Genomic DNA, 13,810 nt, shown 5'->3' on the forward strand with positions numbered 1-13,810 from the left:
AAAAGGCATAATCTTGGATAAAGTTATTTTTTGGGTTATTGTTATTGGAACTGTTATAGTAACTTTGACTTTGATCTCTGATATATTGATGCCATTTCTTATAGCTGGGGTAATATCATATATATTACATCCTATAATTGATAATTTCTCATTACGATATAAACTATCTAGAACTATAATAGTTTCGGTAATTTCTTTGCTGTTTTTCAGTATTTTTACTATAGTGGTTGTGGTAGTGTTGCCTATTATATATCAACAAACAACTCTACTTATTAGTAAGATTCCTGCTTATAAAGATTACTTACAAACTGAATTAATACCGGTTATTACGGCAAAAGTTTACTCAATAGATACAAATATTGCCGATAAGATAAAAGATTCTATTAGTAATTTTGTTAATGGCATATTTTTGCTTATCACAGGTCTTGCTAATAATATTTGGCATGTGACAAAGATAACAATCAATTTATTTATGTTAATTTTATTAATACCGCTTATATTGTTTTATTTTTTACGGGATTGGCTAATAATGGCAAAGAATATAGACCTCTTGCTACCTTTAAAAGGTAAAAAGAGAATTCAAGAAATATTATCAGCAATTAATTGTTCCTTATCTGCTTATATAAGAGGACAACTAAATGTTTGTTTATTATTATCAGTTTATTATGGAATCTCTTTATCGATTCTTGGCGTAGATCTAGGGGTATTATTAGGGATTTTATCTGGTTTCTCAATAATTATACCATTCGTTGGAGTTTTTATATCCTTTTCTCTTACCATGATTATTAGTTATTTTGCTTTTGGTATGGTCAATAAATTATTTTATATAATAATTATCTATTTGATTGGTCTAATAGTTGAGGGGTATATTTTATCACCGAAAATCATAGGTGATAAGATAGGATTACATCCTCTTTGGATAATATTTGCGGTTCTAGCACTGGGTAACCTATTTGGCTTTATTGGTATATTTTTTGCTGTGCCAATTGCTAGTATAATAAAAGTTTTGTTTTTAGCCGCTATCGATTTTTATAAATCCAGTAAGTTTTATAAAACTTAAACATTAATTATGCCAAACTCCCAACAATATATATTACCATTATTTAGTAATGATCTATATGCTCTAGATAATTTTATTAATTCACTTTCTAATCAAGTTGCATACAATTCAATCAAAAACTGGTCTGTATCTTGGGGAAGTAAACCGTATGAGTTTACAGTTTTGATTTACGGACCACCATCCTCTGGTAAGACCTATCTTAGTAAAATATGGCAAAATTTGTCGAATGCATTTTTTATAAAAAAAGATTTAGATATACTTAGTGCAGAAGATATAATGCAGTATAATGCTTTTATTATGGAAGATATAGAATTTTGGAATGAAAGGAAAGTTCTCCATTGTTTTAATTTAATAAGTGAGTGTCGTAAATATTTGTTGATGACTACAGGAAGTTTAGCTAGTAATTTTGTGTTACAGGATTTATCCTCAAGAATTAATGCTGTTGTAAGATTAGAAATAAACCAGCCTGATGATGAATTAATGACCAAGTTAATCTTTAAGTATTTTTCTGATCAATCGCTTAAGGTATCTGACTGTGTAATTGAATATTTATTAATTAATTTGCCGAGGCAATTTGATCAAATGATAAAATTATTAGGGGTAATAACGCATTTTGCATTAGTTCATAAGCGAGCTATTACTGTTCCTCTTATAAAACAAGTTCTGAAATAGTATCGCCTTAGTGTGGACTTAATATATATAATTTTGATTATGTGGTAAAAATGTTATAAAAATTAGTTGATTTCTTTTATGTAAGCTATTAACGTATAATTTCAATAATTAGTTTTAGGAAAAATCAATGTCTATAGATGTTCTTGTTGTTGATGATGAAGCAGATATTAGAGATTTAGTCTCAGATATTTTAAAAGAAGAAGGATTTACTACCAAGACTGCTGCTAACAGTATTCAAACTTTTAAAATACTCCAAGAAAGAACCCCCTCGGCAATTATTCTAGATATTTGGCTTCAGGGTAGCGAACTTGATGGGCTTGGGATTTTGGAAATAGTAAAAAAACGCTATCCACTAATGCCTGTGATAGTTATTAGTGGACATGGTACTATTGAAACTGCCGTAAACGCTATCAAAATGGGTGCATATGACTATCTAGAAAAGCCATTTAGTCATGATAAGTTAGTAATTTTATTAAAAAGAGCCTGTGAAGCAGCTAAGTTAAAGCGTGAAAATCTTGATCTGAAATCAAAGGTTATTGATAAAACTGAGCTTATAGGTAACTCTCACATTACAACTAAGCTTAAGTCTGATATTGAAAAAGCTGCTTTAGCTACTAGTAGAGTATTGATTCAAGGTAAGATTGGTAGTGGTAAAGAACTAGCTGCTCGGTTAATTCATAAAAAATCAAAAAGGGCTAATGCTCCTTTCGTAATCTTTAGTCCAGTATGCATGAATCCTGACCGGATCCATCAAGAATTATTTGAAGGAATAGAGAACCAAGGCGTTATACGTCCTTCGATATTAGAAATAGTAAATAATGGTACTTTATACATAGATGAAATTAGTGGTTTGCCAGTTTCGGTACAAGTAAAATTGCTTAAATTTGTGCAAGATCAAATGTTTCATAAGGTAGGGGGAAGCAAAGCAATAAAATTAGATATAAGGATTATTGCTGCAACTTCTAAGGTTATACAAGAAGAAATAAGTAAAGGTGAACTATTGGAAGATTTATATCATCGCCTAAATGTTATTTCCTTAAAAGTACCATCTTTATATGATAGAAAAGATGACATGTCTGTATTAGTCAAATATTTTGTTAAGCAACTTGCTAAGTTTTCTGGTTTAAAAGCACGTGAATTTTCTGATGAAACTATTGCAGCTCTGCAAGTTTATAATTGGCCAAGTAATATAAGGCAATTACGCAATGTGATAGAATGGACTTTAATTATGAATCCACTATCTTCAAATAATAATGAAGTAATAAAACCATCTATGATACCACCAGAAATTCTAGTTAATAGTGCTAGTTCTGCAAAGCAGGAAGATAATGTTGATATGATGACCATGCCACTTCGAGAGGCAAGAGAGATTTTTGAAAGGCAATATTTAGCTGCTCAAATGTATAGGTTTAATAATAATATTTCTAAGACCTCATCCTTTGTAGGTATGGAACGTTCGGCTTTACATCGTAAATTGAAATTGCTCAATTTACATATTCCTAATAATAAATTTAACGAGGAGGAAATTTATGACAGTTACGAATAAGAAAACTCTAGCAAATTTTATAGCTAATAAGCATGCTGTAGTTGTTATTAAAGTGATGATGGGGGTAATAGCTCTCTTTGCTGGAGCTCAGATTATTATTCCTACCCAGCCAGTACCAGTATCTATGCAAACTGTGGTGGTTAGTATTATTGCTTTTACTTATAGCCCGCAACTGAGTTTTGCTACAGTTTTAACTTATCTTACAGCCGGAATAGTAGGGCTGCCAATGTTTACAAAATTATCCAGTGGTTTATATTTTCTTCTTGGTACAACAGGAGGTTATCTTATAGGAATGTTACTGGCAGCTCCTGTTATGGGTATACTTAATAGTAGGTTGTCTGAAAAATTTACTAAGAGATTTTTAGCAGGGTTTTTTAGCTGTCTTATTGGTCACGTTATAATTTACTTTTTGGGAGTTAGCTGGTTGGCAACAATTATAGGAATTAAACAAGCTATTTATAGTGGGTTTATAGTATTTATACCAACTGGTTTAGTGAAGATATTAATATTTTCTTCTTTATATCATTATATAACAGGTGTAAACAGAAAGAATGCTCTGTAATATCTTTAAGCAGCCTCGGTGTCATTCGAGCTACGGCGGGAATGACGTTAAAGGAAGCAAGAGTAACATCTCTTTTGTTGGCGAGTATTTTAAACTAAAATTCTTTATTCTAGCTTTACTTTTATTCCTTACCGGATGTTCGGATTCTCCGAGAGATGCAGATGGTTTGTTATCTAATAGTCAAAGTCTTGTTATTAGGAATTATATAATAGAGCAGAATAAAAATAAGGTACGAGTAAATATTAAAAGTAAATTTGGTTCAAATTTAAGGGGATTAAAATTATTAGGTGTTAAACTGATAGATGAAGATCTTTCTAGTGTTGATTTAAGTTTCTGTGAAATATCACGTGTGGACTTCTCAGGAGCAAATTTTGAGAATGCAGTTCTAACGAAATCTGTAATTCAAGAAAGTGATCTCTCTAATACTAGATTAAAAAATATATCAGCTTATGGCTCAGATTTTCAAGCATCTATATTTGAAAATGCCCATTTGGAAAATAATAATTTTATTCAATCAAATTTTGAGGACACTGATTTTATCAAAGCTAATTTAGAAAATGTTAATTTTGAAAATGCCAATCTTATTAAAGTTGTATTTGATGATAGTATTATAAGTAAATCTAATTTTCAGAAAAGCAATTTAGGAAAAAGTAGTTTTAAAAAGGCAGTTATATCAAACTCTATTTTTTATGGTACAGATTTGCGGCAAATATTAGCTAATTACGCTAGTATCACTGATTGTTATTGTGAATCTGTAGATCTAACAGGGGTGGATTTTACTGGAGCGATTATTAATAATTCAGATTTTACTCATGGTATTATTAATCAGGCTCAATTAAAAAATATAAAGCTTACTAACTCGTTATTCTCTTTTTCTTCTTTTCAGTCTGCGAATTTTACCAATGCAATTATTGAAAGTTGTAATTTTGAAAATACCAATTTTAATAATGCACAATTGCAGCAAGTGCAAATTCAAAAGAGTATTATGGGTAATACTCACTTTAATAACACTAGCATAAAGGACCTATCAATAAAGAATTGCAGTAGCATTTTGCTTAAGTTAAATAAAATTAATATTGTTAATAGCGATATTGAGAATAGTAATCTTACTGGTATATTACTGAATAATAGCTATGTCAAACAAGCAACTGTTATTAATTCTGATTTGACTAATAGTGAGTTAATAAACTCTAATTTCTCTAGTACTCAATTTAATAAGGTGAATTTTACTAAAGTGCTTATGCAGAATACTGTTTTAAATAGTACCAAATTTGTTGATAGTCATCTTTATCAAATGGCTATCATAAATTCAGATTTGTCAAAAGTGACCTTTGATAATTCATCAATTATAAATTCTCAACTAAATAATGTGAGCTATAAAGATGATAATTTTGTTAATTCAGATTTTAATAGAAATATTGTATTAAATAGTCCAGACTTTGATAAGCTTAAGTCAGCAAATATTATATATTCTGTAAAAGATTTAGAGCAGGTAAAAGACTTATCAAATATGAATTTACAAGATTTAAATTTACTAGATCTTGTATTTAATCAAACTATTTTTTCAGGTTCTGTTCTTAAAAGGGTAGATTTATCTAATTCTAAGCTTCAGAGTTGTATATTACAAAATACTGACTTAACTATGGCAAATCTAAATAACACAGATTTTAGTAAATCATCGCTTATCGGTAGCAAATTAGAATCTGCCAAACTTTATAATACAAATTTTAATGATACTGATTTAACAAATGTTAATTTCATTAAAGCCTTTGTTAGTAAAATATCTTTAGTTAATGCAAAGCTGGATGGAACTAAAGGCCTTGATGGTCAGGATAGTAAAAATATAGAATGATATAACATGAATTATCTTGACGACGAAATACGTATTTTATAGTGTCTATAAAATTAAGTCTTAACTTCTTATAAATCAATTAAATATTCTTAGGTTATTATGAAAAATGTCATAGTATTTTTACTTATATTAGTAGTATTTACTGCTTGTACTCCTAGAAAACAGATGCAATATAGCAAAAAAGGCTCTCCTTTAATTTCTGCCAACTTATGTCCTTTAGTAACAAAAAATATATCTATTCTTAAAAATAAGAAGAAAGCTGTTAGAATACTATCAATAGATGGCGGTGGGGTTAAGGGTATTATACCAGCACGTATTGTTGCAGAGTTTGAAAATCGAAGTGGTAAACCTGCCAGTGAGTTATTCGACCTTATGGTAGGTACTTCTACAGGTGGACTTGTGGTGTTAGCTCTCGCTACACCTAATGAATCAGGACAGCCAAAATATAAAGCTTCTGACATTTTAGATCTATATATGCAAAAGTCTAAAGATATTTTTTACGCTTCCATGTTTAGAAAAATATATACTGGTTTTGGTCTTTGGGGACCAAAATACGATCGGAGTCAATATGACAAGATATTAATAGGGCTTTTTGGTAATACTAGGATGAGCCAACTAATAAACCCTACGGCTGTTACTTCCTATAATTTGGATACTGATTTACCACAGGTGTGGACTAGAAAGCAGGCACTTAAAGACCCTAATAATGATTTTCTGATAAGTGATATTGCAGTAGCTAGCAGTGCTGCCCCTATATTCTTTGCACCAAAGCTTCTAACTAATGCGTATAATAACAGCAGTTATCAAGTAGATGGGGGTATGTTTGCCAGTAATCCTGAGTTGATAGCTGCTAATTTAGCTTATGAGCTAGATGATACACTAACTCAAAAAGATATCGTACTTATATCACTTGGTACAGGATTGACAAAACTAGGCATAGAGTCGAAAGATTTATGTAAATCAGGGGTTATTGGTTGGGTACTAAAAGCTAATTTGATTAGTGGAATGATGCAAGCTCAAGGTTTGTATAATGCTGAATTAGGGGAATTTTATGGTAATTCCTGCCGCCTACAATTTGAGCTTGATAAAAAGACAAGTGCTATGGATAATGCTTCTAAAGCCAATCTGCTTGCGTTATTAAAGTCAACTGAAGATTACATTAATGCTAACTCTGATCTTATCGACCAAATTATTAGTATATTACTAAATACATCACCAAACTATTAAATTTAGTTTGGTAAATATGCAGGGAGATTTAAAAATCGTAATCAATAGTTGGTATTTATTTTGTAATCAGAAACAATACGGTGAGAAATAGTGCGTACATGGCAAAAAGATGTCATTCCCGCGTAGGTAGGAATCCATAATATCTAATAGCCTTTACAGACTATTTTTTGGATTCCCGCTTTTAGCTAGGGATGACATCGTTTTTGACCTTGTAAGTACCATTACTTACGTTGGCTTTTTAATCCACGCGGGTAATACCTACGCGGGAATAACATCGGTAGTGGTTAAACTGACGACCTTAATTCTTGAAGTTTACCTAGTATAACACACTTTCTTCACAGCACTAATAACATCTTCTATAGTTGGCAGTGCTAATTTCTCTAGATTAATAGCATATGGTAGAGGAACATCCTTACCTGAGATAATCTCTATAGGAGCATCTAGATAATCAAATGCTTGGTTCATTACCATACTAGCTATAGTTGCACCAACACCTGCAAAAAACCAGCCTTCTTCTATAACAACCAACCGATTAGTTTTTTTAACCGACTCTAATATAGTTTCTATATCTAAGGGCTTGATAGTTCTTAGGTCGATTACCTCACAGTTAATACCACTATCATACAAGCTATTTGCTGCATCTAAGGCCAACTTAACCTGCAAAGAAAATGTTACTATTGTGACATCATCACCTTCAATAAGTTTCTTAGCCTGACCAAATGGAATTGGTTCTATTATTTCTGGGACTTCAAAACTATGACCATAGAGAATTTCATTTTCTAGGAAAATAACCGGGTTATCGTCACGAATAGCAGTCATTAGAAGCCCTTTGTGATCTTCTGCACTATAGGGAGCTACTACCTTAAGCCCCGGAATATGACTATAACAAGCTGTATAATTGTGACTATGTTGGGCAGCGACTCGACTTGCTGCCCCATTTGGTCCACGAAATACTATTGGACATTTAATAGTTCCACCAGACATATAATGAGTTTTAGCTGCAGAGTTAACTATTTGATCCATTGCTTGCATGGCAAAATTAAATGTCATGAATTCAACAATGGGACGAAGCCCAGCAAATGCCGCTCCAATAGCCACGCCAGTAAAACCATGTTCTGTTATTGGCGTATCAATTACCCTTTTTGAACCAAACTGCTCTAATAACCCTTGGGTTATCTTATACGCTCCTTGGTACTGAGCAACTTCTTCTCCCATAATAAAGATACTATCATCTCTTAACATTTCTTCTTGCATTGCTGCGCGTAAGGCTTCCCGTACCGTCGTTTGTAACATGTTTCTACTCATTCAACGTAAATATTCGTATATAGCTCTTTTTCATCCGGTAAGGCTGATCTTTCTGAGAACTCAACTGCTTCTGCAATGACCTCTTTAACCTCTTTCTCAATTTCTTTTAACTGCTCTTCACTAGCATATTTTTTAGCCAAAATTATATTTTTCACTTGTGATAATGGGTCTTGTTCTTTATAGTTTTCCACTTCTTCCTTACTACGGTATTTACCTGGATCAGACATTGAATGTCCTCTGTAACGATAAGCATCCATTTCTAATATTATTGGTCCACCATCATTTCTAACAAACTCCGCAGCCTGCCGAACATAATCATAAACTGACTCTAACGACATACCATTTAGTCTAAATCCCGTAATACCACATGACTCACCTTTCTTGTACAGGTCAGTCATAAAGGTAGAACGAGCTACTGAAGTACCCATTGAATATTGATTATTTTCAATAATATAAACTACAGGTAAGTGCCATAACGCCGCTAAATTAAAAGCTTCATATACTTGACCTTGATTAACTGCCCCATCTCCCAAGAAAGTAAAACATACATTATTAGTATTTCGATATTTCTCAGCAAAAGCTAGACCAGTACCTATAGGCACTTGAGCCCCTACAATACCATGTCCACCGTAAAATTTGTTTTCTACGTCAAACAGATGCATTGAACCACCCTTGCCTTTCGAGCAACCAGTCTCTTTACCCATCAGCTCTGCTAATACGTATTTTGCTTCAGTCCCTGCTGAAATAATATGAGCATGATCCCTGTAACTGGTAATAGTACTATCACCAGCCTGTTTTACTAAATCCACACCAGCAATTATTGCTTCTTGTCCAATATATAAGTGACAAAACCCACCTATTAGACCCATACCATAAAACTGCCCACATTTTTCTTCGAATCTTCTAAGCAACAACATCTTCCTGTAAGACTCAAGATACTGAGGACTATTTAATTTATATTTCCCAAAAACAATCATGTATACTCCTATAAACGCGAATTTGGGATAAGAATTTGTCAATTCTTATCTCAAATTCGGTGGAATTATCGAAACAATCAGATTTGAGACGGCTCTGCATCTGATTGTTAAATTAATATTTTGCTAAAAACATGATTTTAAAAGATTAAAATCATGTTTTTAGCTTTAAAAAGGTTTAAGAATTGGTTTTCCAATTTGGGCATACACTATAATACAAAAATCATCAAGGGTTAACTGCTAATTTATGTTTTAGATTTACTAATTTAATATGACAATTAACGCTACATTTAGGATTGGCTACTTTCTTTTTTGCAATACAATTTTCCTTAGGCTTTAAAGCAATATTATTCAAAAATTCTTTACTCTCCTTATGCATATATTGTACTCTAACCTTTGCTATACCTTGTTTTTTAAATCCTAAAATTTCAGCAGATTTTTCCGAAACATCTATAATACGGTTCTTTTTAAAAGGACCGCGATCATTAACCATAAGAATAAGAGATTTATTATTACTTAAGTTAGTCACTTTAACCAAACTAGGTAATGGCAAACTAGGATGGGCTGCACTTAGCATATGTTTATTATATGTATCACCATTTGCTGTTTTTTTTCCATGAAATTTATGCTTAGAACCATACCAAGATGCTATACCTACTTGGTTGCAATTAATATCTTCCTTAGGTTTATAAGTCTTACCTTTGATAGTATATTTTTTACCTATCTTATAATGCCCCTTATAATGAACATTTTTAGGATCTTCCTGCGATAATTTACGATATAGACTAGGCTTAGTAGAACAAGAGCTAAGCCCTATACAATAAACTAGCAACAAAAGAATATATCTAAGTTTCACTTTCATTTTTATCATATTTAACCTGAATTCGATATGACAAGTTATATCGAATTGAGATTATTTATTATCATTTTCTTCAGTTTCTTTTATTTTAACATGACAGACAACCCTTGCCACACCATTAATCTGGGAAGCAATAGAAGTAACTTTTTCTAATTCTTCCTCAGACCTTGCTATACCAAATATATATACTATATCATTCACTGTAACAATGGTATAATTTACCCATTTTATATCTCGGTTAACAAAAGTTCTAGCCTTGATCTGACTAGTAATCATAGCATCTTTAGTATATTGCACTAAGTCAAAATGATCACTTTTTTTATCTATTATTAGTTCGTTAATAACTTCACGAACTCCTTTTTCACCCCACACAATTTCTACAGCTTTTAATGCATCTTCTTTTTTGTCTATGATTCCAGTCAGTAGTACCCTACCCTGATTTACCTCAACCTTAATCTTAGTATATAATTCCCTGAAATTATTTTTTATAAAAGAAGCTTTGATTTTTGTAGCTATTTTTACGTCATCAATTGTCTCCGCAATTGATTGATCTTTTGCAACTGCAAGAGTAGAGGTAGTTGCTGCAGTAAAAACAGCTGGCAGACAACCTGTAAGCATGAAAGATAAGATTATAATAATAAAGTTAATTCTATACATAACCCTCCTTAAATCTACTAATTTAACCTCAAATATCGATGTAAGACATCGGTTTAATAGCCTATTGTGTCATTCCCATAACTGTTGAAAGTTTACAAACACCTATACCACAGCGTCTATTAGCGAGCGTAAGCGAAGCAATCTAGGAAACAATCTATAGATAAATGATGTTACTGGATTGCTTCGTCGGCCTTACAGCCTCCTCGCAATGACGGTTTTTTTTAACTTTCAACAGTTGTGGTGTTATTCCCACGTAGTTACGTGAATTTGGGATAAGAATTTGTCAATTCTTATCCCAAATTCGGTGAAATTATCGAAACAATCAGATTTGAGACGGCTCTGCATCTGATTGTTAAATTAATATTTTGCTAGAAACATGATTTTAAAAGATTAAAATCATGTTTCTAGCTTTAGAAAGGTTTAAAATGCATTCGCAAAACCGCTTTAAGAATGCATTTTTCCTTATATTAAAGTCAGTAATATTCGTGCCTTAAGATAACCTTGAGTTAAAATAAAGGCTTTAAATAGTTCATTATAATAAAATTCATAATAAACACAACTGATTTCCATTGTTTTAAGTTAGATTTGGGGAGTATACCCATAATGATTTGAAGAATGGAAACAACAAACAAGAGGCGGGCGAACGCAAGTATTACCATTTAATACGTGAATCCATGATATTAAAAAAATAATTATTTAAAGCAGCAGAGTATTACGAAAAAACTCACAAGACTGATCAAACTACAGCTAAAGTAACATGATTCATTCCTGTAATCACATAATTCTTCCCACATACCATTCAGAAGCTACAGTTAAGCCCATGCTTTTAAGGAAATTACGTTTGGGTTCGTCATATGCACCACAAACGACAAGAAACTGAGTAGCATTTTTAGTTTTTGCGAGTTCCTTGATTTCCTTAATCAATTTCTGACCAATAAAATTCCAATCGTGTTTACTTTCCACACAGAAATCATCGATCATAAGCGTTAGTCCACCCGGGTTATAGACTTTTGGTGCTAACATTAATCTACCGATGATGAAACCTAATACTTTTTCTTTGTAAACTGCAGCCAACATAATGTGATCGTCTAACCTCAATAATTCTTTGAACCATTGCTTTTGAGATTCCTCGGATTCAGGACCAGCATATTTCCAGAACTGTGGTTGAGCTTTTTCATAAGCACGACGCTTTTTATATGACAGAGCGACAAATGATGAAATGTCAGTAGTTTCAGCAAGCCGGATTAAAATATTTTCCTGAAACTTTACTGTATTCTTTATTTTGGTATTAATTTGTACCATTGATTACAATCGCTTTACTAAAAAATGTGTTTTGCGTCCAGCAAATACCCCCTCTCCTTCCATAATAAAATCATCGATATATTTAAATCCCACCTTTTCATAAACATGTCTAGCCCTTGGATTTGTGACATCTGGATCGATAAAAAAAGTATCAGCTTGGCTATCATAACTACTTCTAATAAAATCAATAAATACTTCTAAAGTCTTTGCCCCTAATCCTTTGCCAAAATAAGCTATATTACCAATGGTATAATCCATGCTATAGGTGTGACCATGTTTTGAAAGATAAGCTTTTTTCAGTAGTGGTATAGAATATTCCTGCTTTTCTTGTAGTGTCATGACCAAGCAATAAGGTTCGTTATAGATACACCCAATCCAATATGTGTATAGACCATCTGCGTAGCTTGAAGGCTTTATACGACCGTTGATGAAATTTAAAATATCATCTTTATGTTCTTGGCTATTATCCCAAAACTCTTGAACATGGGGTTCTTTTAACCAGTTAAAAATAGTGTCTTTATGACTTAAGTTAGCTTTTTCAAAATGAATATTCATAACATGTCCTGTAACAAGGTTTATCTTATTTTTTCTTGGCTATAACTTCATAATAATGATCAATTTTCCTATCCTCTTTTGGTGTAATCTTCACTTCTTTAAAACTAATAATGTTAAACTCTTTAAAAAGATCAATTGTTTGCTCTTTTGTATGAAAAGTCATATTTTTCTTATCCTCCTTCCAAAAAGCTACAATTTCGGGATCAAAAGTGTTCCCAACAAAATAACCACCTGAATCAATCTTATTTACAATATTACTCCAAAATTTTTTAAAATATTCAGGTTTACAAAACGGTACAGAAAAGCTAGCAACTATGATGTCTACATTTGGTAATTCTTGAGAATCTAACTCTTCAAAAGAAGATATTAAAGTTTTAAAATGATCTTTATATTTAACAATTTCTGGATATTTAATAAGCATAAAATCAAAAGCCATTTTTTGCTTGTCTATTGCAATAACATTGAAGCCTTTTTCTAATAACAAAAATGTTTCATGTCCTACTCCTGCCCCTAAATCAATGGCTGTACCTCGCATTTTTTGATTATCTACTAATTCAACTTTTTTAAAGAATTCAACAACAAACTCTCTTGCTGGTTTATGAAATTTTTCTTTGTAATAAGCCTCCCATGCATTTGGCTTTAAAAGAGATTTTGATTCACTCATTCAATTTCTTTCCTTAAATATAGTTTTGCCATCAGACCATCATTCTGATCACCAAGGCTTTTATAAAACTCATGACTTCCATCCTTGGCACGCCTAAGACCAGAGGTTAAATCAACGATGCTTGGACTAGACTGTTGTGCAACATTCTCTACAAAATCCATCAATCTTTTTCCAATAGCTTGACCTCGGTAACATTCATCAACCACAACTCCTTCAATATGAAATCTTGTTTTATCTGATATAAAAAGTTGAGATTTAGACCATGCAACCCACCCCACAATTTGGGATTCTAAACATGCTACAGCAACGCCATAACCATCTTTTTTGTGAATCTTTGAAATCTTGCTTTTAATTCCTCCTCTGATACCTTATATACTCAAATGATTTGAAGAATTGGATTTGAAAATGAATAGTGAGCAGGCGTAGCGTACATATAGTATAGTTACGCATGCGAATCCATGATATTTTCAAAAAACAATTCTTCAAAGCAGAAGAGTATACCCAAGTTGTTCCATGAGAGGTAACATGCAAGAGATGTCCTCCATTGCACAGTAACGAATTTTGATATTACTTAT

General features: G+C 32.1%; 13 protein-coding genes and 1 pseudogene. 6 read left to right on the forward strand and 8 right to left on the reverse strand.

From position 1 onward, the window contains the following. The first annotated feature begins 13 nt into the window (after nt 1–13). From AAGD53_RS05090 to AAGD53_RS05115, 6 genes are all read left to right on the forward strand, one after another. The gene (locus AAGD53_RS05090; RefSeq protein WP_410521094.1) at nt 14–1,060 is read left to right on the forward strand and encodes an AI-2E family transporter; all 1,047 of its coding nucleotides are present in this window, start codon (nt 14–16) and stop codon (nt 1,058–1,060) included. A gap of 9 nt (nt 1,061–1,069) precedes the next feature. Continuing rightward, nucleotides 1,070–1,732, forward strand: coding sequence for an HdaA/DnaA family protein (locus AAGD53_RS05095; protein WP_341762439.1), 663 nt, complete (start codon nt 1,070–1,072; stop codon nt 1,730–1,732). Between the two features lie 127 nt (nt 1,733–1,859). After that, the gene (locus AAGD53_RS05100; protein ID WP_341761336.1) at nt 1,860–3,278 is read left to right on the forward strand and encodes a sigma-54-dependent transcriptional regulator; all 1,419 of its coding nucleotides are present in this window, start codon (nt 1,860–1,862) and stop codon (nt 3,276–3,278) included. Next, complete coding sequence (locus tag AAGD53_RS05105; protein ID WP_341762440.1) at nt 3,262–3,840, forward strand: biotin transporter BioY; 579 nt, start codon at nt 3,262–3,264, stop codon at nt 3,838–3,840. Before AAGD53_RS05100 ends, AAGD53_RS05105 begins: the two co-directional genes overlap by 17 nt. Further along, the gene (locus tag AAGD53_RS05110) at nt 3,830–5,692 is read left to right on the forward strand and encodes a pentapeptide repeat-containing protein (RefSeq protein ID WP_341762441.1); all 1,863 of its coding nucleotides are present in this window, start codon (nt 3,830–3,832) and stop codon (nt 5,690–5,692) included. Before AAGD53_RS05105 ends, AAGD53_RS05110 begins: the two co-directional genes overlap by 11 nt. A gap of 99 nt (nt 5,693–5,791) precedes the next feature. Beyond that, nucleotides 5,792–6,919, forward strand: coding sequence for a patatin-like phospholipase family protein (locus AAGD53_RS05115; RefSeq protein WP_341762442.1), 1,128 nt, complete (start codon nt 5,792–5,794; stop codon nt 6,917–6,919). Between the two features lie 312 nt (nt 6,920–7,231). Here AAGD53_RS05115 and AAGD53_RS05120 read toward each other — a convergent pair whose 3' ends face one another. From AAGD53_RS05120 to AAGD53_RS05155, 8 genes and pseudogenes are all read right to left on the reverse strand, one after another. Further along, nucleotides 7,232–8,212, reverse strand: coding sequence for a pyruvate dehydrogenase complex E1 component subunit beta (locus AAGD53_RS05120; protein ID WP_341762443.1), 981 nt, complete (start codon nt 8,210–8,212; stop codon nt 7,232–7,234). Between the two features lie 8 nt (nt 8,213–8,220). Beyond that, nucleotides 8,221–9,201, reverse strand: a complete 981-nt coding sequence (gene pdhA, locus AAGD53_RS05125) for a pyruvate dehydrogenase (acetyl-transferring) E1 component subunit alpha (protein ID WP_341762444.1) — start codon at nt 9,199–9,201, stop codon at nt 8,221–8,223. 223 nt (nt 9,202–9,424) lie between these two features. Next, nucleotides 9,425–10,039: pseudogene (locus AAGD53_RS05130) on the reverse strand (septal ring lytic transglycosylase RlpA family protein); the annotation flags it as partial. A 72-nt stretch (nt 10,040–10,111) separates the two neighbouring features. After that, nucleotides 10,112–10,714, reverse strand: coding sequence for a BON domain-containing protein (locus AAGD53_RS05135; protein WP_341762445.1), 603 nt, complete (start codon nt 10,712–10,714; stop codon nt 10,112–10,114). 774 nt (nt 10,715–11,488) lie between these two features. Further along, nucleotides 11,489–12,016 carry a GNAT family N-acetyltransferase gene (locus AAGD53_RS05140; protein WP_341762446.1) on the reverse strand — a complete coding sequence of 176 codons (528 nt, stop codon included), beginning with the start codon at nt 12,014–12,016 and terminating at the stop codon, nt 11,489–11,491. Nucleotides 12,017–12,019: 3 nt separating this feature from the next. Continuing rightward, the gene (locus AAGD53_RS05145; RefSeq protein ID WP_341762447.1) at nt 12,020–12,571 is read right to left on the reverse strand and encodes a GNAT family N-acetyltransferase; all 552 of its coding nucleotides are present in this window, start codon (nt 12,569–12,571) and stop codon (nt 12,020–12,022) included. A gap of 25 nt (nt 12,572–12,596) precedes the next feature. Then, nucleotides 12,597–13,235: a class I SAM-dependent methyltransferase gene (locus AAGD53_RS05150; protein ID WP_341762448.1), complete on the reverse strand. Its 639-nt coding sequence runs from the start codon at nt 13,233–13,235 to the stop codon at nt 12,597–12,599. Continuing rightward, the gene (locus tag AAGD53_RS05155) at nt 13,232–13,513 is read right to left on the reverse strand and encodes a GNAT family N-acetyltransferase (RefSeq protein ID WP_341762449.1); all 282 of its coding nucleotides are present in this window, start codon (nt 13,511–13,513) and stop codon (nt 13,232–13,234) included. Before AAGD53_RS05155 ends, AAGD53_RS05150 begins: the two co-directional genes overlap by 4 nt. Nucleotides 13,514–13,810: the final 297 nt, after the last annotated feature.

This window comes from Candidatus Tisiphia endosymbiont of Melanophora roralis (genome assembly GCF_964026575.1).
GTDB lineage: Bacteria > Pseudomonadota > Alphaproteobacteria > Rickettsiales > Rickettsiaceae > Tisiphia.